This window comes from Rhizobium giardinii bv. giardinii H152, assembly GCF_000379605.1.
Taxonomy (GTDB): Bacteria; Pseudomonadota; Alphaproteobacteria; order Rhizobiales; family Rhizobiaceae; genus Pararhizobium; species Pararhizobium giardinii.
Genome location: NZ_KB902690.1, coordinates 17,430 through 42,174 on the forward strand (window position 1 = coordinate 17,430; position 24,745 = coordinate 42,174).

General features: G+C 59.0%; 21 protein-coding genes and 4 pseudogenes. 10 read left to right on the plus strand and 15 right to left on the minus strand.

Features of this window, described 5'->3' with window-relative positions; all coding sequences use genetic code 11:
* Positions 1 to 167 precede the first annotated feature (167 nt).
* Positions 168 to 863: a VIT1/CCC1 transporter family protein gene (locus A3AY_RS0121415; protein ID WP_018327727.1), complete on the plus strand. Its 696-nt coding sequence runs from the start codon at positions 168 to 170 to the stop codon at positions 861 to 863.
* 152 nt (positions 864 to 1,015) lie between these two features.
* On the opposite strand, the gene A3AY_RS0121420 is transcribed toward A3AY_RS0121415, so the two are convergent.
* Together A3AY_RS0121420 and A3AY_RS0121425 are read right to left on the minus strand one after the other, a co-directional pair.
* The gene (locus A3AY_RS0121420; RefSeq protein WP_018327728.1) at positions 1,016 to 1,588 is read right to left on the minus strand and encodes a cytochrome b/b6 domain-containing protein; all 573 of its coding nucleotides are present in this window, start codon (positions 1,586 to 1,588) and stop codon (positions 1,016 to 1,018) included.
* On the minus strand, positions 1,588 to 1,863 hold the full coding sequence (locus tag A3AY_RS0121425) for a PepSY domain-containing protein (protein ID WP_018327729.1): 276 nt from the start codon (positions 1,861 to 1,863) through the stop codon (positions 1,588 to 1,590). The genes A3AY_RS0121420 and A3AY_RS0121425 overlap by 1 nt, the downstream gene beginning before the upstream one ends.
* Positions 1,864 to 1,997: 134 nt before the next feature.
* Between A3AY_RS0121425 and A3AY_RS0121430 the strand changes: the two genes are divergently transcribed.
* The 4 genes from A3AY_RS0121430 to A3AY_RS0121445 all read left to right on the plus strand — a co-directional run bounded on the left by A3AY_RS0121430 (position 1,998) and on the right by A3AY_RS0121445 (position 5,160).
* On the plus strand, positions 1,998 to 2,369 hold the full coding sequence (locus A3AY_RS0121430) for a PepSY domain-containing protein (protein ID WP_018327730.1): 372 nt from the start codon (positions 1,998 to 2,000) through the stop codon (positions 2,367 to 2,369).
* Entirely contained in the window at positions 2,366 to 3,031 is a 666-nt protein-coding gene (locus A3AY_RS0121435; RefSeq protein WP_018327731.1) for a response regulator transcription factor, read from the plus strand. The genes A3AY_RS0121430 and A3AY_RS0121435 overlap by 4 nt, the downstream gene beginning before the upstream one ends.
* Positions 3,028 to 4,374 carry a sensor histidine kinase gene (locus A3AY_RS0121440; RefSeq protein WP_018327732.1) on the plus strand — a complete coding sequence of 449 codons (1,347 nt, stop codon included), beginning with the start codon at positions 3,028 to 3,030 and terminating at the stop codon, positions 4,372 to 4,374. The genes A3AY_RS0121435 and A3AY_RS0121440 overlap by 4 nt, the downstream gene beginning before the upstream one ends.
* A 396-nt stretch (positions 4,375 to 4,770) precedes the next feature.
* Entirely contained in the window at positions 4,771 to 5,160 is a 390-nt protein-coding gene (locus A3AY_RS0121445; RefSeq protein WP_018327733.1) for a DUF302 domain-containing protein, read from the plus strand.
* A gap of 156 nt (positions 5,161 to 5,316) precedes the next feature.
* Here the strand turns inward: A3AY_RS0121445 and A3AY_RS35800 are convergent, their stop codons facing one another.
* Positions 5,317 to 5,829 (minus strand): cation diffusion facilitator family transporter, encoded by a 513-nt coding sequence (locus A3AY_RS35800; RefSeq protein ID WP_018327734.1) that lies wholly within the window; start codon positions 5,827 to 5,829, stop codon positions 5,317 to 5,319.
* Positions 5,830 to 6,274: 445 nt separating this feature from the next.
* Positions 6,275 to 6,654: pseudogene (locus A3AY_RS35805) on the minus strand (hypothetical protein).
* Between the two features lie 576 nt (positions 6,655 to 7,230).
* On the opposite strand from A3AY_RS35805, the gene A3AY_RS0121465 reads away from it, so the two are divergent.
* Positions 7,231 to 8,001 carry an SDR family NAD(P)-dependent oxidoreductase gene (locus A3AY_RS0121465; protein ID WP_018327737.1) on the plus strand — a complete coding sequence of 257 codons (771 nt, stop codon included), beginning with the start codon at positions 7,231 to 7,233 and terminating at the stop codon, positions 7,999 to 8,001.
* Positions 8,002 to 8,365: 364 nt separating this feature from the next.
* Here the strand turns inward: A3AY_RS0121465 and A3AY_RS0121470 are convergent, their stop codons facing one another.
* The 6 genes from A3AY_RS0121470 to A3AY_RS0121495 all read right to left on the minus strand — a co-directional run bounded on the left by A3AY_RS0121470 (position 8,366) and on the right by A3AY_RS0121495 (position 16,032).
* On the minus strand, positions 8,366 to 9,304 hold the full coding sequence (locus A3AY_RS0121470) for an MBL fold metallo-hydrolase (protein WP_018327738.1): 939 nt from the start codon (positions 9,302 to 9,304) through the stop codon (positions 8,366 to 8,368).
* 45 nt (positions 9,305 to 9,349) lie between these two features.
* On the minus strand, positions 9,350 to 10,180 hold the full coding sequence (locus A3AY_RS0121475; protein WP_018327739.1) for an alpha/beta fold hydrolase: 831 nt from the start codon (positions 10,178 to 10,180) through the stop codon (positions 9,350 to 9,352).
* A gap of 258 nt (positions 10,181 to 10,438) precedes the next feature.
* Entirely contained in the window at positions 10,439 to 11,008 is a 570-nt protein-coding gene (locus A3AY_RS0121480; protein WP_018327740.1) for a type 1 glutamine amidotransferase family protein, read from the minus strand.
* Between the two features lie 84 nt (positions 11,009 to 11,092).
* Positions 11,093 to 13,810, minus strand: a complete 2,718-nt coding sequence (locus A3AY_RS0121485) for an ATP-binding protein (protein WP_018327741.1) — start codon at positions 13,808 to 13,810, stop codon at positions 11,093 to 11,095.
* A gap of 196 nt (positions 13,811 to 14,006) precedes the next feature.
* A complete protein-coding gene (gene corA, locus A3AY_RS0121490) occupies positions 14,007 to 14,972 on the minus strand; it encodes a magnesium/cobalt transporter CorA (protein WP_018327742.1) in 966 nt (321 codons plus the stop codon).
* A 97-nt stretch (positions 14,973 to 15,069) separates the two neighbouring features.
* Positions 15,070 to 16,032, minus strand: a complete 963-nt coding sequence (locus tag A3AY_RS0121495; protein ID WP_018327743.1) for a DUF808 domain-containing protein — start codon at positions 16,030 to 16,032, stop codon at positions 15,070 to 15,072.
* A gap of 461 nt (positions 16,033 to 16,493) precedes the next feature.
* Between A3AY_RS0121495 and A3AY_RS40050 the strand changes: the two genes are divergently transcribed.
* From A3AY_RS40050 to A3AY_RS38095, 3 genes and pseudogenes are all read left to right on the plus strand, one after another.
* Positions 16,494 to 16,814 carry a hypothetical protein gene (locus A3AY_RS40050; RefSeq protein WP_018327744.1) on the plus strand — a complete coding sequence of 107 codons (321 nt, stop codon included), beginning with the start codon at positions 16,494 to 16,496 and terminating at the stop codon, positions 16,812 to 16,814.
* 495 nt (positions 16,815 to 17,309) lie between these two features.
* Positions 17,310 to 18,320: pseudogene (locus tag A3AY_RS35810) on the plus strand (IS30 family transposase).
* 40 nt (positions 18,321 to 18,360) lie between these two features.
* Positions 18,361 to 18,590 (plus strand): annotated as a pseudogene (locus A3AY_RS38095) (ISNCY family transposase); the annotation flags it as partial.
* A gap of 350 nt (positions 18,591 to 18,940) precedes the next feature.
* Here the strand turns inward: A3AY_RS38095 and A3AY_RS0121515 are convergent.
* Both A3AY_RS0121515 and A3AY_RS0121520 read right to left on the minus strand, forming a co-directional pair.
* Positions 18,941 to 19,249, minus strand: coding sequence for a HigA family addiction module antitoxin (locus A3AY_RS0121515; RefSeq protein ID WP_018327748.1), 309 nt, complete (start codon positions 19,247 to 19,249; stop codon positions 18,941 to 18,943).
* A gap of 8 nt (positions 19,250 to 19,257) precedes the next feature.
* The gene (locus A3AY_RS0121520) at positions 19,258 to 19,554 is read right to left on the minus strand and encodes a type II toxin-antitoxin system RelE/ParE family toxin (RefSeq protein WP_018327749.1); all 297 of its coding nucleotides are present in this window, start codon (positions 19,552 to 19,554) and stop codon (positions 19,258 to 19,260) included.
* A gap of 414 nt (positions 19,555 to 19,968) precedes the next feature.
* Here A3AY_RS0121520 and A3AY_RS38100 point away from each other — a divergent pair.
* A pseudogene (locus A3AY_RS38100) lies at positions 19,969 to 20,392 on the plus strand (helix-turn-helix domain-containing protein); the annotation flags it as partial.
* 93 nt (positions 20,393 to 20,485) lie between these two features.
* Here the strand turns inward: A3AY_RS38100 and A3AY_RS0121530 are convergent.
* From A3AY_RS0121530 to A3AY_RS0121540, 3 genes are all read right to left on the minus strand, one after another.
* Positions 20,486 to 21,697 carry an ABC transporter substrate-binding protein gene (locus A3AY_RS0121530; protein ID WP_162709251.1) on the minus strand — a complete coding sequence of 404 codons (1,212 nt, stop codon included), beginning with the start codon at positions 21,695 to 21,697 and terminating at the stop codon, positions 20,486 to 20,488.
* 65 nt (positions 21,698 to 21,762) lie between these two features.
* A complete protein-coding gene (locus A3AY_RS0121535) occupies positions 21,763 to 22,128 on the minus strand; it encodes a hypothetical protein (RefSeq protein ID WP_112864782.1) in 366 nt (121 codons plus the stop codon).
* 79 nt (positions 22,129 to 22,207) lie between these two features.
* Positions 22,208 to 24,745: VCBS domain-containing protein (locus tag A3AY_RS0121540; RefSeq protein WP_018327753.1), on the minus strand; the 2,538-nt coding region annotated here is incomplete at its 5' end.

Consider the following 24,745-nt stretch of genomic DNA (forward strand, 5'->3'; position numbering starts at 1 on the left):
TGCCGATCAAGCAGCGCGTCGCGACCTGTTGATAGTGTCAGGCCGATCGCCATCGCGCATAAGGTCATCGAGCCCGTGGTGCCGATGCTCGACTTCGAACTTCACGGTACACTTTCCAACACAATCGCCGCCGCGGTGCGCCTCGAGGGCGTGATCGGGAGAAAAACATGAGCCGTCTGCATTCGGAAAATCACCTCGTCTCGCGGATAGGCTGGCTGCGTGCCGCCGTCCTTGGTGCCAATGACGGCATTGTCTCGACCGCAAGCCTTATCGTCGGCGTTGCAACGGCTTCGGCGGCAAGCTCCGAAATCCTGGTTGCAGGCGTTGCCGGGCTGGTTGCCGGGGCCATGTCTATGGCGGCCGGCGAATACGTTTCGGTGAGCTCGCAGGCTGACACCGAAAACGCGGACCTCGACCGCGAGCGCACGGAACTGGCAACTCAGCCCGAAGCCGAACGTGAAGAACTCGCCCAGATTTACGTCAAGCGCGGCGTCGACCGCATTCTGGCGCGACAGGTTGCCGATCAGATGATGGCCAGGGATGCACTGGCCGCCCATGCGCAGGACGAACTCGGCATATCCGAAATCACCACCGCGCGGCCGATCCAGGCAGCACTCACCTCGGCGGCAACCTTTGCGGTCGGAGCAGCGATGCCCCTTGCCATGGTCATGGTCTCGCCCACCTCCATGCTGGTCGCGACCGTATCGGTTGCCTCCCTTGCGTTTCTTGCCCTTCTGGGTGCCATTGGCGCAAAAGCCGGCGGCGCGAATGTCCTGCGGGCAACCTTGCGGGTGACATTCTGGGGCGCGTTTGCGATAGCGCTGACGGCAGGTATCGGTGCGGTCGTCGGGAAGGCCATCTAAAATGGCAAGGGCGTCCGTCGGACACGCGCTGCGAGATTTTGTGATCTACGATAGGACCTGTTTTAGCAAATGGGTCGCACGCGATCGTTCCCGCGTGTATTTGCGCGGGAACGTGGAATTTGAGCGCCTGGCCCGAGGAAGGGCTTCCGATCTCAGTTTCTCCGTTTCCAGCCTGTGATCATGGCGCGGACGAGGTTTTCGCGATGCTCGATGCTGGCGAGCAGAACCCCGAAGATGTGAAGAGCGATTAAGCCGAGGGTCGAATAAACCAACTTCTTGTGGGTGTCTTCCACCCATTCGATTCCCCAGAAGGCATCGGTCGTCATCATGGTGCCGGTCGTGACGATGCCCGCGATCATCAGCAGAAGCGCAATCACCATCACGCCGCCCGCCGGGTTGTGTCCGATGTAGCGTTTGGCACGCATACGGGCGGTATCGGCAAGGAAACTGAGAACGGTGACGGGGCTGCGAACGAAGTTGACGAACCGGGCATGCTCCGATCCGAAGAGACCCCAAAGAACGCGGATGGATACCAGGCCCCCGATTATGTAGCCCGACAGCATGTGCGCCGACTTCCATTCGTCGCCCGTGAAGAACGAGAAGGCGAAAAACCCCACCAGCGCCCAGTGGAACAGCCTGACCACGGGGTCCCAGACCTTGATCCGTTCCGGTCGCTCCTTGCGACCGGTCAGGGAGCCCGGCATTTCGTGCTCGGCGCTACGCATCAATCGTCACCGTCGACGCCGACCTGAACGCCGGTTTCCGGATTGAAGAGCGCTTCGACCTTCTGGCCATCCTTGATGCCATAGACTTCATAGCAGCCGTCTTCGACCTTGATCTGGCGAACGTCGAAACCCATCTCCGTCGCCTTCGCCTTCAGGGCGTCCTCGGTCATCCACTTGTCCTGTGGAGCGGTTCCACATTTGCCAGCGTCTTCTGCATGGGCAACGCCGGCGAGAACGGAAGCGGCGAACAGGGGGGCAATCAAGATATTTTTCATCGTCAGTATCCTTCGTTGACCCGGTCGAGCACCGTTGCTGCGAACCGTTGACTGCAAACTAGGCGAAGGCAGCTGAGCGATAGCTGACGCAGAATGTCAGCGAAACTTCAGCTTCGCGATGATAGGAATGGAGGATGTGTCAGGGATCGATCGTCAGGAAAAAGGGGAGCGCGATAGCGTCGCTGGGGCTTGCGCTCCTGCTTGATGTGGCGCTCGGCCATGTCTCGACAGCGCGTGCCGATGATGATCGTGAGAGTATCGTTTCGCCTGACGATGCCCGTGAACATATTCGCGAGCGCGTCCAACAGGGCGAAATAAAGTCGCTTGCCGAACTGCGGCGCATCGTTGCGGACAAGGTGGACGGCGAGATCGTCTCGACGTCGATTGATCAGGAGCACGGCATCACCGTTTACGAATTTCGTGTGCTACGGCCTGACAACCGGATGGTTGAGGTTGAAGTCGACGCCGCATCGGGTGTCGTGCTGGAAATCGAGAACGACGAATGAAAGTGATGCTGGTTGAAGACGATCCCCTGATCGCCCGCGATGTGATCACCCATCTCGAGCGGGCCGGCTTCGTCGTTGTCCATGAAAAGGACGGAGAATCAGGCTGGTTTACAGGCGACGCCGAGGAATTTGCGGCGGTCGTTCTCGATCTCGGACTGCCCAAAATCGACGGTCTTTCCATTCTGAAACGCTGGCGGGCTGAAGGCCGGACGATGCCCGTGTTGATCCTGACGGCACGTGGCAACTGGCAGGAGAAGGTGGAGGGCATCGATGCCGGAGCCGACGACTACCTCGCAAAGCCCTTCCAGATGGCGGAACTGCTCGCCCGTCTTCGCGCCATAATCCGGCGCAGCGCGGGCCAGGCGAGTTCCACCATGATGTTCGGCGACATCGCGATAGACACGCGGACAAAGACCGTCACACGCCTTGGCCTGCCCATCGATCTCACGCCCCTTGAATATCGCTGTCTGGCGTTTCTGGCGAACAACAGCGAGCGCAACGTCTCCCAGATCGAATTGACGGAACAGCTCTACGCGCAGGACTTCGAGCGCGACAGCAATTCTGTGGAGGTCCTCGTTGGGCGTCTGCGTCGCAAACTTGGCCGTGATGTGATCGCCACCCGGCGCGGCTATGGATACCGCATCAACGGAAGCGCCACATGAGGCATTCGATCCGCGGTCGCTTCCTGCTGGTGTCCATGATTAGCGTCATCCTCGCGCTCATCATGGCCAGCCTCGTGTTGATCAACCTGTTCACCCTCAACCTCGAACGCCGGATCGATGAAGAGCTGACCGGCCATATCAACAACATCGCAGGGACATTGCGATTTGCAGCCAATGGCGAAATTGAGCTGCCGGATAGGCCTGTCGATCGTCGTTTTAGTGAACCTTACGGCGGCCTTTACTGGCAGGTGGAAGACGACCTTCGCAACAGGCAGCTGCGCTCTGCCTCGCTGTGGGATACTTCTCTTCCTTTGCCAGACGACGATCAGGAAACAGGCTCCATCCATCGCTATCATCTCGCGGGGCCGGAGGACTCAGACCTCATCGCGCAGGAGCGCAAGATCGTTTTCGCTGCTCCCGACGGAAAACGGGCGATCCGTGTCGCCGTGGCGATCGATGCGTCCGTTGTATCAAAGGCGCGCCGGACGTTCGTGTTCGATATCATTCCCTACATGGTGGCGCTTGCCGTGTTCCTGATCGCAGCCTCGCTAGCTCAATTGACCTACGGTCTGCGTCCTATTTCATCCGTCAGCGAGGGCCTCGACCGCATCCGCGCGCGCAAGGCCGACCGCCTCAGCGGCCCCTTTCCCAAAGAGCTCCAAAATGTTGTCGATGCGGTCAATCGGCTGCTTGAAGCGCAGGCGCAGCTGATCTCACGAGCCAGGACGCGGGCTGCCGACCTGGCGCACGGTCTCAAGTCGCCTTTGACTGTCCTGTTCAATGATGCAGAGACACTGCGGGAACGGGGTGAAGCTGAAATCGCCGACGAGTTGGTTCATCTGGCCGGCGTGATGAAATCCCATGTCGACAGTGAGCTGACGCGCAGTCGTATCGCCGGCAGCGCAGAGTTGCGCTCGTCCGACGCCGATCTCGCCACGTCGCTCAACACGATCGTGCGGACGTTCAGGCGGACGCCACGTGGCGAGCAATTGAGCTGGACCATCGACGTTGCGCCGGGTCTCTCCATTGAAATGGACCCGAATGACCTGCAGGAACTCCTTGGCAACATCTTGGACAATGCAGTGAAATGGAGCCGATCCGCCATCCGGATCAAAGCACAATGGCAGGGCGCAAGGCCCGTTTTGATGATCGAGGACGACGGTCCCGGTACAAGTCCTGACGGGCTTTCTACGATCATGGAACGCGGCATGCGCCTCGATCTCAAGACGCCTGGAACCGGTATCGGCCTTGCCATCGTCCGCGACATTGCCGATGTATACGACCTCTCGATCGACATCGAAAACATCGACAGTGGTGGGCTGCGCATCATAATTCGATTCTGATCGCAGTCGTTCTTACGCTGTCATGGCTGTCGGAAAGGACGGCGCACCAAATTTCGCTACTTCGCCGGTAGGATTTCGGCTCAACCAAGTTTGCTGAACCATCGGCGCTGTTGCCCAAAGGGTCTGCCATTAAACCCGAGGGACAGGGCTATGACTACTTTATCGGCTTGGGCGACTATTCTTTGGAGTTGCCTTCCGGCGCGTGCCGTCCCGATCAAGCACGTAGAGCGGACGCCCATCCAGTCGACGAGGGCGCACGATTGATGTTCGAACTTTCTTCTCGCCACGATTGAAGCGTTTAGTATGTCCGAACGGCACGAGCAGCTTGTTCGCCCGCAGTTTTATACACGGAAATGCAATGCTGCGGTCGACGCGGCCCAAATAGGAGCTAGTACTATGAGCTACACGATGGACAAGACGATCGCCGGAGTGCCTTTTGAGCAAGTCGTGGAAATGACTAGGGCTGCACTTTTGAGCAAAGGCTTTGGTGTTCTCACGGAAATAGATGTCAAGGCTACGATGAAAAAGAAGATGGACGCCGACGTCGATGACTACATTATCCTGGGGGCATGTAATCCGCGCATGGCCTTCGAGGCGATGAAAATGGAGCCTAAAGTGGGAGCCATGCTGCCATGCAATGTGATCATTCGGGGTCTCAAAGGCGGCGATGTTATGGTTAGTGCGATCGATCCCGTGGTCTCGATGCAGGGAATTGACAACGACACTCTCAAGGATACCGCAGGCAAAGTCCGCTCAATGCTTGAGCAGGTGATTGCGAGCATCTAGTGCGTCTAGTGATGATGCCCCTGAGGCTCGAACATCCTGAAGGCCAACCGCTCGCTGTCCGAAGCGTTGACTCACGGTCGCGATGACGTTGACCTCCGCAAGCAGAGCGCTCTCGTCTATGACCACCGCAACATCGACATGAAGCTTGTGGCCCACTCAGCGGGCCTTCGCCTCGCTGACCTCGTCGACGCCTTCGACATGGGCGGCGGCATGCTCGATCTCGTCGATGATCCCAGGCTCGACGCCATCTAGCATGCGCGCCAGAACCGATCGCGCCAACTGCCAGACGATACCGAAGATCGCCACTGTGATCAGCATGCCGACGATCGGATCGGCGATCGGAAAGCCTAGCCAGATGCCGATGGCTCCGGCGACGACCGCAAGACTGTTCAGGCCGTCGGTGCGGGCGTGGAACCCGTCGGCGATCAGCGCCGCGCTGTTGATTTCCCGGCCGCCCCGGATGGGAAAGACCGCGACGGCTTCGTTGCCGATGAAACCAATGACGCCAGCGGCGATCAGCCAGCCGAGATGGGAGATGGGTTCCGGATTGATGAGGCGGTTGATGGCCTGGTAGCCGGCGACCAGCGCACTGAACAGGATGATCACATACGTTGGGAGGAGGAGATGTGGAGCCGCACGAATGCCGTTCGCGATGGCCGTTTCCGCCATCCAAGCCAATCAGCAGAACGGCCGCCATTTCACGTCTCGCATTTCCAGGGCAACGTTACCGTCAACTTGACCGTGACCTCGCTGGAGATATCGCCCGTCCGGGACTTCGATTTCGATGTGACCATCGGTCTGATCGAATTCGATAGTGCTGGCACGATCAGGTACATCGACCAGGGAAGCCACGACGTCCGTGTGAAATGCGAACGTCCGGGCAAGGTCTTCGTTGGTCGCGCGGTTTACGTTCCAAACAACGGCGTCTCCGGAAGCGATTGGAAAGACGACTTGTGGAATTCGGTCTGCAAGTCCCCGGTTTCGTAGCCGGTAGTCGAGGCAAGATCGGTGCCCCCGATCACGGTGAACTTGCCCAAGGCCCCAGGGCGGCGGCGCAACGGGCAATAACACCCACCAACGCACGTTCAGATCCGCAAGGACGGGCGTGTCCTGTTCAGATATTCGGGGGGCGGTGCAGGGGGGGACTTCTCCGAAAAACCTGCGGTCATCTATGAATCCGTGGATCGACGACACGACCGGTCCGGCCAAGGTGTCGCTCGTGGCGATGATTGCGAGACTTACGCAAAAGTCGTTGCAGCATTCCTGCTTGGCGAGCTTGACGCTATCATCATCGGCCGACACGTCGCCATGGTGGTCGTGCGCCGCCATTTCGGAGCCATGGTGCCCCTACAGCATCGAGGCGGCTTGTTGCGCCTCGACAAAGCTCGGGCCGTGCATGGCGGCCGTAGCATTGGATAGCGAGTATCCGGCAAACGACACAACGATCGCCAGCTTGATGAGAACCAGCAGCTTGCTGCAAATGATTCGATACATCGCGCTCACATCCAAGGGCTACATTCAAAAAGCCCTGACTTCAACCACAACAAAAAAAGCTCGTTGGCATTCGCGTCGATTGTAAGGTGATGCGCCGAAGAGCTCCGACCCGTGCTACGTTATGCAGCAGTCGTTGGTTTTTCACACATGTAGCATGAGGTCTATGGGGAAGGGAAACGAGCAGATCGGTACGAATTCATTTGGCCGACGGGAAACAAGACGATCATTTCTCGAAAAGGCGATGAATTCTCGATCAACGGAAAACCGGCACTCCTTCTCTCCGACGACAAATGTACGTTATGCGCGGTCAACACACAGACGAAAAACAGGTTCTGTTTTAAGATATAATTGTGATCAGCCTAGTGCCCTTCTGCACGGCATGGTCTTAGTCGATTTCATTAGCGATACCTAAATCAAAAGGTAGCTATTGGCCCATCGGAGACATTTTGGTCCACTGTTGGGCGAAGGAAAATGGACGTGGCCTATGTGGCTAAGGGATGCTCCGCAACATGCGTTGCAAGTCTGGCCCGCATGCCGACGCTGCCATAAGTGAGCTTCATCAAGGGAGGTATCATAATGCATAAGAACGCGCCGGATTTCAGCCTTGACGGCAAAGTGACCTTCCTGACGGGAGCGAGCCGTGGCATCGGTCGTGCTTGCGCAATTGCGTGTGCCGCAGCAGGGGCCGATATCGTCCTGGGTGTCCGCGACATCGCGGCGTCGGCTGACCTAGTTAGCGAACTCGAGAGCGCCGGGAGCGAAGTCCTAGCGGTTGAGTTGGACATTCCCAATAAGGCGCATATCGCACAAGCAGTGGATGCGGCCCTTACAACGTTCGGCCGGATCGACGTCCTCATCAACAATGTCGGAGTGGCTCCGGGCAATCTCGCGGAACTCGTTGAGGAAAAGGACCTTGACCAGATACTCGATGTCAACATCAAGGGTACCTTTCTGATGACTCAGGCAGTAGGCCGTCATATGATCGAGCGTAAAGAGGGCCGAATCATCAACATCAGCTCGCAGGCCGGTACCGTGGCACTGCGCGGCGAGGCCATCTATTGCATGAGCAAGGCGGCAATTAATCACCTTACGCGCTGCCTTGCGGCGGAATGGGCGCGCTACAACGTCACGGTAAATACCGTATCGCCGACCTTCATCCACACCGATGGCACCGCACCTTTCCTATCCGTTCCCGACAATCGCCAAGCTACGCTCGACCACATTCCACTCGGCCGGATCGGTGAAACCGACGATGTAGTGGGTGCCGTGGTCTTCCTTGCATCACCTGCTGCGAGCCTAATCACCGGCGCGAACCTGCTAGTGGACGGTGGATGGTCCGTTGCCTGACGTGGGGGAATTCCTGCAGCGCAAGTCTTAGGCAGACGAGAGCGACGATTTCTTCCTCGGATCAGCAGGCTCATTAGCTGACGGTGGGTGTCAGTTTCGTCAAAGCCGGTCATGCGGGAGTAGCCCGCAACGTCGGCAGCGATGATGGCCGCGGGTCGACGCTCCATAGCCAATATCTCCGCGAATATTAGCTGGCGAATAGGTACCCCCAAGGCGCGATCCGCCAAAAATACAACCCAGAGTTGCCGCTCGTATGTTGGTGTAACACAACGCATCGGGCTTGATCGCCGCCCCTAGCGGTGCTGAGGAAGCCGAGGATAATGGAAGCGCTGGATAGTCGATCCTCTCGGGCGGGCAGACGACATCAAGCCTTTTGGAACCGATAAACACCGTCCTTGCGTTCCGCATAGCCTACGCCGGGATAGGTCCAATGATACCCGAGCATCTTGATCTTCTCGGCGGCAGCGCGGTCGAGGAGCGCCTGACGGCTCTTCAATGCGACCTCGGGATCGGTATCGAACCCGAAATGCCAGGCAGGATGTTCGAAGAAGATAACGTCGTTGGTGCAGGCGTCTCCAGTGATGAGTAGGTTTCCGTCTCCCGCCAGTTCGATGGAAACGTGCCCGGGTGTATGGCCAGGGGTTGCAACAACGTTCATCCCTGGAACGACCTCCTGGCCCGCCTTGACGAGCGTTAGGCGCTCTTTCGCCGCGAAGAGATCACGCTGTGCGCCGCGCGCGAAGTCATGGAGGACAGAAGGCATATGCGCCTCGTACTTCTTGTCGGTCCAGAAGTTCCACTCCGTCTCGCTCACGAAGTACTCGGCGTTGGGATAGAGGAGTCTTCCATCTTCTGTCATCGTTGCGCCGGAGTGGTCCGGATGGGCGTGAGTGAATACGACCTTGGTGATCTCCCCGGGCTTAACGCCGAGCGTCCGCAGGTTCTGAGCCAGCTTGCCGGCACTCGCCTGGAATTTCGAGCCGGACCCGTTGTCGATCAGGATGAGGTCATTCCCATGCCTAATCAAAGGAATGTTGGCCTGAACGGGTGCGCTGTTGGCGTCGCCACCGAGCTTGGCGAGGAATTCCTTTCGATCCTCCGGGCTGGCGTCAGGGAGCAGGACTTCCGCGGGAAGAGTAAGGAAGCCGTCGCTGACGACGGTAACGTCGAATGCCCCGTGGTTGAACCCATGAAAATCTGCGGCGTAAGCGCCCTTGGCCAGCAATATCGACGCTGCGGTTGCCGTCAATCCCGCCAGCACTTCGCGTCTTGTGGTTGGAGCGCATTCGATTGGCTTCCACATTTGGAATCTCTCCTTTGAGATGACGGTCTTGCTTCGGCAGCCGCCTTAGCTGCGGATGAACTCCAGCAGATCGGCGTTGATGATCTCTGGATGGGTGGTGCACATGCCGTGGGGCAGGCCCTGGTAGGTCTTGAGCGTGCCGTGCTTGAGCAACTTGGCCGCCAGCGGCGCGGAGTCGGCATAGGGAACGATCTGATCGTCGTCGCCGTGCATGACCAGCGTCGGCACCGTGATCTTTTGCAGGTCTTCGGTGAAATCCGTTTCGGAGAACGCCTTGATGCAGTCGTAGTGAGCCTTCGCTCCACCCATCATGCCCTGCCGCCACCAGTTTTCGATGACACCCTGGTTCACCTTTGCGCCGGGTCTGTTGAAGCCGTAGAACGGTCCCGTCGGAACATCGAGGAAGAACTGTGATCGGTTCGCGACGAGGGCGGCGCGAAAGCCATCGAAGACCTCGATCGGGAGGCCGCCAGGATTCTTGTCCGACTTTACCATGATCGGGGGGACCGCGCCGATTAGGACTGCTTTGGACACGCGTCCGGGTTTCGCGCGGGCGATATAGTGCGCGACCTCGCCGCCGCCCGTCGAGTGGCCGATGTGGACCGCATCCTCGAGATCGAGGGCGTCCGTCAGCGCCGCGACGTCGGCTGCATAGGTGTCCATCTCGTTCCCGGTCCAGGTCTGCGTGGATCGCCCATGGCCACGGCGGTCATGGGCGATGACGCGGTAGCCCTTGTCGAGGAAGGACATCATCTGGGCGTCCCAGTCATCGGCGCTGAGCGGCCAGCCGTGATGGAAGACGATGGGCTGGGCGTCGCGCGGCCCCCAGTCCTTGTAGAAGATTTCTGTTCCGTCACTGGTCTTGATAAAGGACATGATCTTGTTCCCGAGTTGCGGTTGAGTTGTAGTGGTATGGGAATGTGCTGGTATTGGGAGGGCTATCGCAGCGACGGCCATACCGCCCGCAAGGAGGACGTCGCGCCGCGTGGCGTTCGCTGAGGGTGTGAAGGTACGATGGTCCATGACTTTCTCCTGGGGGACATCGCCGCAGTTGTTCGACGGACATACGCTGGACGAAAATGGACTTCCGGACGAGTTAAGCGTCGTAAATCGATGCAAATCCGAGAGGATGGGTCATTCCATGTCTCCGAGCACCCCACAGTCTCGCAGTTGTCGTTGCTCAGCCGCGACCGTGATTAGGGCGTGCGCGGCGAGCAAAGTGGATTCGTCGCTTTCACCCAAGATTAGCAGTCCCGCGCCAGCGCCGTCTGGCGCAAGGTCGAGATTCCGCCCCGGAACAAGTGCGACCGGCTTGCGGGCCATGAGAAGTGACTTGATGACGTGCGTTATTCCGCCATTATCATCGCCCCACATCGAGCCGGAGAAGCCGATACAGAATGCGGCGTCGAAGTCGTCGAGTTCGATCTGATCCAGGCTAAAGGTATCGGCCAGATCGTCCCTCGCGGCCCTGTCGTCCAAGAACCGTCTGGCCGCGTCGTCTTTTGAGACAGAGATGTTGCGTAAGTCTTCCAACATTACGGGGAACCCGCCGAGCGGCGTGGCAAGCGCCACCTCCGCCGGAAGGTCTTTGAACGCGTAGTAAGGCGGTGCAATCCTGGCGATCCGCAATTCCGTGTTCAGGGACCCATCACCGTCGTCCGCCGCAAGGACCATGAGAAAGCGGATGGGCGCATCTGAAGTCATGGTTTTCTCCTGTAACAGGCAAGATGCCCGATCAGGATGGGAGGAGGCGAGTTGATATTTGTAAATCGATGTAAAGGACCAGTCCTAGCGGGACGCGGAAATCGGCTGTTCGTCAAAGAGTGGCACGGCCGAGATTTCCTTGTTCACGCGCTGCTCCCAGGCAACTGATCCGTCCTTTCGTGCGATCTCAAGTGCCAGCCGCAAGCTGTCCTCGGCGCTGAACATGCTGTCTGTCGTTCCTTGGCGAAGGAGGACAGTGGCCCTGACGCGATAGAGCTCGGCGAGACACCATCGCTCGCCCGAGGATTCGCAATGCGCTATCGCGGACTCTGCCATCTCCAGAGCGTCTGTGTGCCTTCCCTGTGCTGCCAGTGCCTGCGCCGCAATGGACTGGAAGAAAGTCATGAACAGCAAGAAGCCCGATTTGCGAAGGATCGCCATACTCGGCATCAGTTGTTGGAGGCAGGCGTCCGTGCGGCCAGCCCGCAGGTGAAGTTCGGCTTTGAAACAATCCGCGTAACAGTTCCAAACGTCGAGCGAAAGCGCCTTGGTGTGGTCCTTCAACATTCCGATGTAGCGAGTGGCAAGTGCCTCATCGCCCGACAGGAGGCTCAGCGGGCATGCCGCCTCAGCGAGTACGTTGCAAAGAGAAAGGTCGTGTCGGATGTTGATGGCGTACTGGACTGCCTCTTCGACTTCTCGAAGGGCGTTGTCTTCCTCCCCGAGCAGCCAAAGCGCCCGGGCGAGTATGATGCGGCCCGTGACCCTTTGGTCAAACTGGAACCGGATCGAATGATGCCGCTCCGGCAGGGCCTCGTATTCCTGGAGCATCTGGCGGAGTTGGTCTCGGGTCTCTGCCTGACGGCCAAGCCAATGTAACGTCGCTCCGCGCATCCGCTTGCCGACGATCGCGTCGGTGCGATCAGAAGACGACGCTGCGAGGATACTAAAGCGATCCGCATACTCGAAACCGAGGCGAGGTTCGGCGCGATTGATCGCGTCAACCCAGAGTGCCCATATGGCCCGGAGCTGATGGTCAACGTCGCCGATCTCCTCCGCTATCGCTAGTGCGGTCGTCCACGCGGCAACGCCGTGTTCCGGCGCCGCGGTTGCGCGCATCTGGGGCCATCCCAACGCCGCGTACAGCTTCATGCGGCTTCGTTCGTCCAAGCCGGGCCTGTTCTCCAGATAGCTGATCGCATGGGTGACAGCGACCAGGCATTCGTCCAGCAGCGAGAGCCTGAAGAAAAGGGGCAGGGCGGAGACGGTCAGCCGCACGCCGAGCGAGGGGTCGCCTGCTCTGCCGAATGCCCAATCAAGGACCGCCCGCATACTTCCGACCTGTTGTGCGTAGTCCCTTGTCCAGTCGGACAAGGGACTGGAATAGAGTTCGTGCTCTCCCCGCTCGAACATCGCGGTCAGGTACTCCGCCAAGCGCGTCATCGTAGCCGTGGTCTCGCCCGCCTCTCCGAGTTTCTGCCATGCGTAAAGTCTCGTAGTGCCGAGGAGGCGGTAGCGGGTCTCGCCCTGGGAAGCGTCTGCAACGACAAGCGATTTGGCGACCAAGGCCGCGATTAGTTCTTCGGTATCACGATCGGCGAGGACGCTGGAGGCTGCATCGTTCGTGAACCATCCGGGGAAGACCGAAAGCTCGCACACGGCTGCCCGCTCTGGTTGCGACAGTATCGTATAACTCCAGTCTAGTGTCGCGCGCAGTGTCTGGTGCCGTGGCAGAGCCGTTCGGCGGCCGCGGGTCAGCACCCGGAAGCAGTCTGTGAGGGAAGTGGCAAGGGCCGCGATGCCAATAGTCTCGAGGCGGCCGGCGGCCAGTTCGATCGCGAGGGCGATGCCGTCAAGACGGGCGCAGATTTCGGCGACGTGCGGCGCGTCAGCGTCGCTCAGTTTGTAGCCGCCAAGGCAGGCGTCGGCGCGGTCGACGAACAACTGCACTGCAGGAAACCTTAGCGCGTCGCGCGCTGTTGGAGCGGATAGAGGCGTGTCCAGCGGCGGAAGACGGTTGACCCGTTCGCCTGTGGCGCGGAGCGGTTCGCGGCTCGTAGCCAATATTCGAAGTCCCGGTGCCCGCGAAAGAACCTCTTCCACGAAACTGGCTACGCTCTCCACGACATGCTCGCAACTATCGAGAACCATGAGAACGTCTCGTGACCCAAAATGTGCGGAGATATCGAGGACAATGTTTTCGGATCGGGCAAGGACACCGATGGCCGAGGCAACCACCGTCGGTACGAGTCTTGGGTTGGCGACTTCGGACAGGTCTATCCACACGATCTCTGACAAACAGCGGTCCGGCGAGGTGACCGCCCTTGCGACCGTGGACTTTCCGATACCCCCTGGGCCAACGACCGTAAGGAGCCGGGCTTTGGAAATCTGCGTCTCGATCGATGAGATAGTTTCCTCGCGGCCAAATATGCGCGAGATGGCCCGGTCGGGCGCGCCTGGGACAGCGGCGAGTTCTACGGCGGCCCGTTGCTCTTTTCGCACCTGGGCGACGAATGTGTATCCACGCCCTGGAATATTCGCGATGAACTGAGGCTCCCTCTGGGTATCACCCAATGCTTTACGAAGAGCGGAGATGTGTACACGCAGGTTCGCCTCTTCCACGAACGTGTCGGGCCAGACGTGCTTAACAATCTGCGAGTTCGTCCGGAGTTCACCTGCATGCGTAGCGAGATGGATCAACACGTCTATGGCGCGGCTGCCCAGCGGGATGGTAACGCCATTACGCAGGAGGATGCGTCTGTTAGCGTTAATCGTGAACGGTCCGAATACGAGCTCTTCCACGCAACGTTCCTTTGCGATGCGCGGGGATTTTGCATAACACGGCGATCTGGTGTCAATGGAAAGTGTCTTCGTGGCGCGGAAGAGCGTCGACGCTGACGAAGCTTGGACCCGTTTCTGTGCCGGCAATGGCTGGCGGAAGGGTACGACGGAGTGTCGACGAGTGTCCACCCACGTCGCCTTAGGTCAGAAAACTGTTTCAGAGCCAGCCGGCTTTCTTGAACCTGTAGAACAGGATACCGCAAAGCGTGACGATGACAGAGAGGACCACGAAATATCCGTAGCGGCTTTCAAGCTCTGGCATGTGCTGGAAGTTCATCCCGTAGATGCCAGCGATGGCTGTGGGTACGGCGAGGATCGCCGCCCATGCGGCGAGCTGTCTTGTGATTGTTCCCTGGCGTTGCTGTTCGAGCAGGTTACTGGCCTCGAAGACCGAGGTAATGACATCGCGTAGGCCTGCCATCATCGTTTCCACGCGCTTGACGTGGTCGAGAACGTCCCTGAAGTATGGCTTCGCGTTCTCGTCGACGCACGGGAGTTCGAGATGGGTCAGCTTCCCCACGACTTCGGCCATCGGACCCAGCACGCGCTGGAACAGGATGACCTGTCGTCGCATCCTGAATATGCGCCTGATCTGCTCCCGCTCCAGGAACGAGATCAGCATGTGCTTTTCCATGGCGAGGACGTTGTCTTCCATCTTCTCCACCATCGGCAGGTAACCGTCGACGATGAAGTCGATGATGGCGTGAAGGACGTAGTCCGGCCCGTGTTTCAGAAGGTTAGGGGACTGTTCGAGCTGCTCGCGAAGTTCCTTGTGGGCACGCGCGGAACCATGTCTCACGGTGACGACATGGTGCCTGCCGACGAAGATACAGGTCTCGCCATAGACAATCTTGTCGCCCTCGAGATGCGCGGTCTTGGCTATGACGAAGAGTTGTTCGCCGTAGACGTCGACCTTGGGGACCTGACGGCCGTTCAGCGCGTCCTCCAGGGCGAGCGGATGAAACCCGAACATCGCCTTGAGGCTGGCCATCTCCTCGGGCGTCGGATCAGTGAGGCCGATCCAAGCGAACTCTCCGTCTTTTTGTTCGTACAGTTGTTCGCCAAGCGGTAGTTCTTCGACACGCTTGCCGTCGCGGTAGATGTATGAGGCGATGACTGTCATTGGAATCCAGTTGCGGTCGCTGTGAAGTGATCGATGTTAATTCTTGGTCGGTGAGGAGCCGCGGCATGTAGCTCCAGCTTCCAGGTTGTCCCGTGGATCATCGATTCTGCGGTCGGAGCCGCCCGATCAAGGGTGCTGAGGCGTGCACGAGGACAATGGTCACGCCGCCGATCAATATGGCCAACACGGCCTGGATCGCGGATGTCGTAGTCCAGTGCAGGACCTCAGAGAGGTAGGCGGATACGGTGCTGACCCCCCCAGCTATCCCTTCGATGACGTGTTCCGGACCGTGGTAGCCCAGTTCGGTCATCCCGTGTACGAGAATGCTTCCTCCTACCCAGAGCATGGCTGCCGTGCCGATCATGGCGAGTATACTGAGAAACACCGGGACGCCGACGACCAGGCCACGCCCGAACGCTCTTAGAAGGCCGACCGAAGAACCAGCGAGGGCTAGCCCCGCATCGTCCGCCTTCACGATGAGGGCGACGACGCCGTAGACGGCCAGGGTGATAAGGATGCCGACTGACGCCAGGACCGCCGCCTGCGTATAGATATTCGAGGCGGCGACGTTGGCGAGCGTCAACGCCATTATTTCGGCGGAGAGTATGAAATCCGTCCTTATCGCGCCCGAAACTTTCTGGTTTTCCAAAGCGACCGGATCGGAAGTTCCCGACACCGCGGCCTCGTGTGCGTGGGCGTCGTGAGGCATGACGGCCTCGTATAGCTTTTCGGCACCTTCGTAGCAGAGATAGACGCCGCCGACCATCAGGAGCGGCGTGATCGCCCATGGCGCGAAATAGCCAAAGAATATTCCGGCCGGCAGAAGGTAGAGAAGCTTGTTCTTCAAGGACCCGAGCGCAATCTTGGCGATGATCGGCAGTTCCCGCGCCGGGGACAGGCCGACCACGTATCTCGGTGTCACCGCCGCGTCGTCGATCACGACCCCGGCTGCTTTGGCCCCTGTCTTCGCCGTTTGGGCGGCGACGTCGTCCAGAGACGCGGCCGCTAGCTTCGCGATTGCGGCGACGTCGTCGAGGAGTGCGATCAGTCCGGTTGCCATATGATTTCCCAATTCGTTCAGCTGCAAGGGGATATCGGTTGCCTTGCAAGGTTGTCCAGCCCGACATTTCTTCTGGCGTGAGATAAAGCTCGCCGCCAATTGCCTGCAACGTTTCGGTCGCAAATGCGTTCAGTGGATATCTGAAGGCGGAGAGACCATGGACACTTTTATCGTCACGCTTTCCGTCCTCGGCGTGGTTGTCCACCTGACACCATGGCTGCCGATGGTGCTGAAGCGCCTTCCACTTTCACTTCCCATCCTCTGCCTCCTCATCGGCATGCTCCTCGCGTGGTCTCCCTATCCACTCCTTCCCAGCTTCAACCCCCTCGAAAGCCGGGCCTTCACGGAGCGCATGACCGAAGTCGTCGTCATCATCGCTCTGATGGGAGCTGGCCTAAAACTAGACCGGCCGATCGGTCTGGCAAGATGGAGAACGACGTGGCGGCTCCTGGGCATGCGCCATGCCACTGACGATCGTCGCCATCGCGGGCCTCGGCTACTACATCCTCGATCTCGACATCGCGTCGGCTCTATTGCTCGGAGCGAGCGCTCGCCCCGACAGACCCTGTGCTTGCAAGCGATATCTAGGTCGGACCACCGAAGACCGGCGAAGAGGACGAGGTGCGACTGGATTTGCGAGTTCATCAGCAGCGCTGGTCGATGCCGGCGAAATCGACGAGGTGCTTCCGCCACAGCGCGCGGACCTCGCCCATTTCGCTTCGCTCGGTTTTGCCGACCGCGAGTTTACCGACATCGATCCCGTTGTCCGCAGTCGCGATTAGCTTCACCAATGGATTGTTGTCGAGAACACGGTCGGTGGTGATCAGGGTGAAGGTGGAGTTCGGCGGAGCTTTTGCGACCGCGTCCTTGAGCCGTTGGAGAATCGAAAACTTTTCCGGCGCCCGTGGCAGTCAGCATGCCGGCCGCTAGTCGGTGTCGGGCCAACATCGCGTCCAAAAACCTCCGCCGTGACTACCGTCTTAGGCGAAGCTAAAAGTTACGTTTCCCCATAACACTCCGTACGAAGCAACGCCGCACAACGGGTTGAAAACGGGTTTCACGCGCTACGGAAAAATTGGGGTTCTCGTTGCGGATGTTTTTGGTTCGTTTGGGAATCATTAGAGTTCGTTTTTCATGAGAAATGGACCTTGCCTCGACAACCTAACAAAAGTTCCATAACAAACCTTATCCAACTTGGATATGTAGCCGGGTGGGTTCAAGGATGAACTGCGACTTGCAATAGATAACAACGGCTTATCGCTTGCAAGGAACGTGACATGAAACGCACCTACTCCCAGATTGACATGGACGAACGCCGCAAGATCGCGCGCTGGCGTACGGCTGGAATCAGCGTTGACGTAATCGCCGAGAAACTCGGACGGCATCGCTCGACGATTTTCCGCGAGCTCAGACGCAATACGTTTGAGGATCGTGATTTGCCGGACCTCAACGGCTACTACTGCGTGACGGCGAATGCGATGGCACGTGAGCGACGTGCCAGGCTGCGTAAGCTTGCGCGGTTCTCGCATCTGCGTCAGTCGGTGATCGACCGCATCCTGCATGGCTGGTCACCGCAGCAGATTGCCGGCCGGATGCGGCTGGAGCGGCATCCGATCTCTGTCAGTCATTAGACGATCTACAAGTTCGCCTATTCAGCGGACGGCCATGCGATCAAGCTGTGGCGACATCTGCCGGAACATCGTGCCAGACGCCGGCCGCGGCATGCCAGGCGCCGTCATGGCCGGCGTTTTAGCCCGGAGGTCAACATTCTCTATCGCCCCGACGTCGTCGCTGAACGCAAGCAGTTCGGGCACTGGGAATGCGACCTCATCCAGTTCCGCAAGAAGTTCGGAAACGCCAACGTGACGTCGCTGGTCGAACGGGTCAGCCGGTTCGCCGTCTTGCTGCGCAACAACGACCGGCAATCGAGGCCGGTGATGGACGGCCTGATCCAGGTACTCCAATCCCTGCCCCACCTCGCCCGTCGCTCGATCACCTTCGACCGTGGCACCGAATTCACCGACTGGCCCTACCTGCAGGCAAGCATCGGAACGCAGACATGGTTTTGCGATCCGCAATCGCCCTGGCAGAAAGGCACCGTCGAAAACACCAACGGACGGGCCAGGAAATGGCTTTCGAGAGAGGTCAACCCCCTGTCGCTCAGCGACCGCGATCTCACCGAGATCTGCAATCACCTGAACGCAACGCCACGCAAATGCCTGGGCTACAAAACACCGGCAGAAGTCTTCCGCCAGAAACTCCTCGCCCAAATCAGGCGCACCGGTTAGCCTATATCAGCCCGCAAGTCGCGGTTCGCCATGAACTCACAACCAGCGGGTGACGCATGCGGCGATCACCGAGAACAAGCGGCTGAGTGATGTGCTGGCCTATATCAAGGAACCAGGATCAGCGACCAACGCCGAAAGAAGACCAACAGCGAGAAGATCGGCTACAGGCCGCGGGGCAGCAAGCCGGGTCGGCGAACGGATTTCATGAACGACCCGGCGGTGATTGCCCGGCGGCGACACGTGCTCTCCGACCTCGATGCGACGGAATGACTGGCTGCAACAACCGTCAAAGCCAAAGCCGGTTGGAGCGTCTCACCCTCCCCCTCCCTTCCCTTGCAACCCGGCCCGGTCGGGGGCTTGCCTCAGTGCAAGTGGAGATGTCGAGTGTCGCATTTCTAACTGGCTGACGAGTAAAAAGTGACATTTTAACTTTGCGCAACGGCGGCCATTTCAACCTGGCCGCCACACCTGTGTAGCGGGGTGTAGCCGGAAGACGGATTTCATGAACAATCCCGCAGTCATTGCCCGACGGCAAATGGCGCTCTCTCGCCTCGATGCCGCGGAGTTTTGCGCTGCCATGGCGGATTCGCTCAAGCACTCAGCCTAGAGGCGCTTTCGGGTTATGCCGCTGTCGCCAACGGCTTCGCGCGCTCGATCCGCGCCAGTTCCTTGGGGCTGTGCATGGCATCCCATAAGTCGCTGCGCCGCTGCACATTGAGCCAGAAGTCCGGGCTGTTACCAAACACGCGCGCCAGGATCAGCGCGGTTGCCGCCGTCACGTTGCGGCGGTTGTTGCACAATTCGTTCACATGCTTGCGCTGCACGCCCATTGCCTCGGCCAAGGCCGCCTGCGTCAGGTCAAGCGGCTGCATGAATTCTTCCGTCAGGATTTCGCCGACCGTCGCCGGCTTACGCTTGGTCATCAGCATCTGTCACCTCATCGATAGCTATGGTCGTCAAGATAAACGTCGGACGCCTCGCCACGACTGCCATCCCATCGAAAGACCACCCGCCATTGCTTGTTGACGCGGATTGAATGCAAACCATCGAGATTACCGCGCAGTTTCTCGAAATGGTTGCTGGGCGGCACACGCAAGTCCTGATCGGTCGTCGCGTCGTCGATCATCTGGAGTTTGCGGAACAACCGGCTTTCGAGGTCGGCTGGAATGTTCCGGGAGTGGACATCCTCCACAAAGAAGGCCCGCAACCATTCGTCCCGAAAACCGACGATCATTCATGTCTCCAATTTCGAGTGAATGTACCACTCTATGGTCCATCCCGCAAGCCCGGGGAATAATCGTGTACGCTTTGCCGGAATTCTTAACGAAGGTCAGTGATCTGAACTTCGCAGTTGATGCAGGGGAACGAGCGACTGATTTGACATAGGGGAGCGTATCACCCGCCCCCTCCCTTCCCTTGCAACCCGTCCCAGCCGGTCCGGTCGGGGGTTGCCTCAGTGCAAGTGAATATGTCGAGTGGCGCATTTCTAAATGGCTGAAGATGCGCCCAAAGTGACATTTCTACTTTGCGCCAGAGCGGACATTCCAACCTTGCTGCCACAAGGATGTAGCCGCAAAGTTGAAGTGTCCTGTTTCTGCAAAGTAAGAATGTCACTCTCCCCGGGTTTTGATGACCTGGGAGATTGCGGATGGGACTGATTGCGATGAGCGAGCGTGATCTGCAGCGGATCGAGATTCTATCGAAGGTGATCGCCGGCCGGATGACGCTGGTGTCGGCGGCGCATGTGCTGGATCTAAGTGAGCGCCAGGTGGGTCGTCTGCTGGAGCGGATCAGCACTGGCGGTGTGGCCCCGATCCGACACAAGGCGATCGGCCGGCCATCGAACAACCGGATCAGTGACGCTGTTCGGGATTACGTGGTGACCGTGGTTCGCGAGCGGTAATGCGGACTTCGGTCCGACGCTGGCGGCCGAGAAGCTTGCCGAACGCGATGGATTGCGTGTATCGCGCGAGACATTGCGGAGTTGGATGTCGGAGGCTGGACTTTGGCTGTCGCGAACGCAGCGCCGCACGTTTCATCAGCCGCGTCTTCGTCGGAAAGCCTTTGCGGAACGAGCCATCGCTCTTAACGGCGTTGTGGTTTAATGACTAACGAACTGCTGGCCGACGTCTTTGAACCACCCCATGTGCCTTGTTGAGCGGTCCTCAAAACGATCGCGGTGCCGGATCAATAAGTTTCACGCCGCCGTTCTGGACGTCGTAAATTGAACATGTTCGCCTGACTGAACCATCCGCTTCAAAACGGAATGCGGCTGCGGCACCAAGGAAGCCATTTGGCGATCTGATGTTCTTTGCGGTTATTCCGTCGGGGCCGTGGGCCCGCAGGAGGCCTGCCGTCAAGGCTATTATGTCAAACCCGTAGGCCGCCTCAGTACTGGCTGCCCGCTCATAGCGCTGCAGGTAGGCCTTCGTCATGCGCGACCCGTTTTCTGGGCCAAATAAGCAAAGCTTGCTTCCAGCAAACTCTGGACGTTTATACGCAGCCAACGCCCAATTCGAACTACCGAGAACAGTTGCGGTTGGCTTCAGATACCCGTTTGCGCGAAGGCGCGAGAGCGCCCCTACATCCGCATCAGTCGCGCCGATCACCAGCACAGCGTCAATGTCCTTGATCTTCGCCGCCGAGGCGCCCTCCCCCGGGAATGTGGCGGTACTTGTTGCCACCAGATCCGGTCTAATACCATACCTTGAAAGGCCACGATCTAGTCGTTGGCTCTCGCGCGCAGTTAGGTCTGAAGGTGTGAGCACGACGAGACGCGCCCGTCCGGAAGCAACGGCATAGGAAGCACCTTCTACTGCGCTGTCTACGCGGTCGGAGGTGAAATAAAACGTATCAGGTGAGCTTCCCGACGGATCGGAGCGCAGTACGAGCAAAGGGACAGGCTGCGTACCAAGGGCCTCGCGGACGACCTCGACCGGCTCGCTGACAGCGGAAACGGCGACAAGCTTTACGCCTTGCTCGGCAAGTCGCTTGGCCGCATCACGCATCTGCTGTTGCGAACCATCTGTATTTTCCACCAACAATGACAGCTCTGCCCTTCCCAGTTCGTCCACCGCCAGCGCTGCGCCATCGCGGATATCTCGCTCCCGCCCGTTTTCACCGCCTGGTGCCATATTCGCCGTGATCAGACCAATCCGGTTGGGGCCGCTCCCGACTGTTTCCTGGGGCTTGATCGCATGGGCAGCAGCCCGCCGCGCCTCTCGCGCTTGGGGCGACTCGAGATCAAGAACTTGCTGCGTGCCTCCTTGACAGCCCGCAAGCCAAATAAGAACAACGACGCTTAGAGCTGTGCACAACCATCTTGTCGCCACGTGCCTTCGCGATGCACTGACATGAATAGCCGGGGGGATGATCACGGGCACTCCTGATATCGAACTGGTATTCATTGCATCTGAAGGCCTGAAGCCGAAAACCGCCGCACTCAGTTCATGAAGCCAAGCATCTTCGCGTGAAAGCAATCACACTTGGAGATGTAATCCTCGTCGCGCCAATTGGACTGAAGATAACCGTACGCCTTACCGCAAGCGACCTTGGTTTCCGATGCCCAAACGAACACCGGCCGCGTCGAGGAAATCCATCGGGGGTCTTCACTGACAGCAATCGCGCGATCCATGCGCGCCACCACTTCCTCCTTGAGGAAGGCGATATCCTGACCTGTCCTGAGAGAGGTGTCATTCAGATCGATGCATTGCTTGGCGCTTGGTTGAGTATCGACCACGAGGTCCGCAGCCTGACTGACTGCCGGCGCAATGGCTACAATAGCCATCATGAGCATAGATTTAACCATTAAAAGATTCCCCCTCCGGAACTTCCGGTGCGTTTGCATGTTTGCCCTGAACGGTAAGAATGTAAAGTCACCCAACGTGTCAGACCTCACCTGTGGTCTTTGTGCCGTTCTCGTTGAAGAGGATTTTAACGACGTCATCAGACACCGAGAAGTTTTCCAGTACGGCCACCGTCTGCCAGCCGGCTCCGTTCCCGGTGCCGCCGTCCGTATCGACCTGCAAAGTGGCGTTGTTTCCACCGGCGTCCTGAACTCTGACGTAGTCCTCAAGGGCAATCCCCTTTGGAAGATCGCTGAGCAGCGCTGTCAGGTCCACGACATCACCTTGGGCCGCATCATAATCAGTGATGACATCGTCGATACCGAGCTGCAGTTCATTGTCAGCGATAACGAAGGTGTCGGCGCCACCGCCGCCGGTCATCCTATCCGATCCCGCGCCGCCGTAGATTTGATCGGCAAATCCGCTGCCACCCAGAATATCGTCGTGATCCGATCCGATGATCCCTTCAATATTCCTATAAGTCTCGATACCTAGGCCGGCAACGGAGAGGTCGGCACTGGTGTTGGTGGTCGACTGCACCAATGTAAATGTCACGCCCGACGAAGCATCAGATATATCGAGAAGATCGATGCCGGTACCACCGTCGATGACATCATTGCCGGCACCCCCACTAAGCGTATCGTTGCCGCCGGCGCCATTGAGCACATCGTTGCCGCCCCGGGCGATGATGCTGTCATCAAGGGCCCCGCCGGTCAGGTTGTCCCCGCCTGAGGTGCCATAGATGAGGTTGGACTTGGTGTCGTCGCCGACCACGACGATACCTGGATCGCCGGGGTCGCTGTAGTAGAACTCGAACTTGGCAAACCGTCCCTGGTAGCTGCCGCCGTCGTTGTCGCGGTAGTTAAGGATCCAGGTGTCGCCGGCGACGGCGGGATTCGATGCGAGAAACTGCGCCAGAGTTGTTGCGGTCGCGACGCCGGCTCCATTGAGCAGGAAGATGTTCGAATAATTTACAGTCGCAGCCATATAGCCGGAACTCGCATCGTAGAACCAGCTTTGCTCGAAGGTCGCTGCTGTTAGATCGTCCTCGACGATTGCAAATTTATTGCTGCCGATCCAGAGTTCGACTTGCAACTCACCCTCGCGCTGGCTTCCGGCATTGTCGGCGTTAAAGATGGTTGGATTGCGTTCATCGACTGGCACCGGCAAATCGAATGGCGCCTTCTGGAAATCCGTGAGGACTTTGATCGTTGCACCCGTCAGATTCGAATTGATGCCATCGACAAAGCCCTGCGTGATGCTGAAAGATTTGCTGAAATCGCCGCCGGAATTCAACGAACTGCTGCCATCGCCCACGGTCGCTGAAGTCGCCGGCAGTCGGTTTGGCGCCACTTCGTTGATCGTCACCGAATAGGCCGTCGTGGCAGTCCCATCAGTCGCTTTTAGGTTCAAGGTGCTGCTGGGCGTGTCATTCACCGTCGATGTGGGCGTGTAGACAAGGTCGTCAAGCAGGTTGATGCCGGCGGCAGGATCGTAAAGCACGGTGCCATTGGTCACCGGCACATACGTGATGCCGTTGTAGTAGAGCACGCCCGACGGCGCATTGGTCGCAGAAACGATGACGTTCTCGCCATCCACATCCGTCGGGACCGACACGTGCAGGGGATATCCATTGGTGAAGCCGGGTGACTGCTGGGTCGGGTCGCTCGGCAGCCACACGCAGGTGCTGGCGACCACCGGTGCATCGTTGGCGCCCGTGATTGTGATGGCCACCGTTTCGGTATCGGTACCACCATGGCCATCGTTCACAGTGACATCATAGGCGAAGGTGATCGTCTCGCCGGTGTCTAGGAACTGCACGAGCGCGTTCGGGACGCCGAAGTTCCAATTGGATCCGGCGATCGTGAAGCCGCTGGTCAGCTCGGCGATCTGCGAAGCGCTGAGTACGGTCGAAAGATTTCCGCCCGACCATACTGGCGGGTTCGCAAGCGTGCTCGTCACTGAATGGGAGTCGATGATGTCGACGTCCGTGTGGCTGAGGCTACCGCTGTCAACGAGATTGCCGGCCACAACGCCTACATCCTCCGTCACTGAACCGGCACTGTCCACAGTCAAAACTGGCGCATCGTTGGTGCCGGTCAGCGTGATCGTCACGGTCTGGACGGTGCTGGAGCCGTTGTTGTCTGTCAGCGTCACCGTATAGGTCTGCGTGCGAGTCTCGCCGGCCGCGAGGAAATCGAGGGCAGCGTCGCCGACGCTAAAGGTCCAGGCGATCGTGCCCGCATTGTCGCCGGTGGCGGCATCGGCGATCGTCGGCACGAAGCTGCCGAGATAGCCGGGCGCGCCGGTCGCTGAGACAGTGTGGCTGTCGAGGTCGTCGACATCGGCGAAGGCGAGCGTGCCGGATGTCGTGTGCGGCGTGTTCGCGACCTCGCCGGCGGAGAGGTCGGCCCATTCCGTCACCGAGCCGCTGACCACCGAGGTGGCCTCGATCACCGGCGCATCGTTGGTGCCGTTGATGGTGATCGTCACCGTCTGCGTGTCGGTGGCGCCCTTGTCGTCGGTGACCGTCACCAGGAAGGTCTCGGTGCGGGTCTCGCCCTCGGCCAGGCTGTCGGC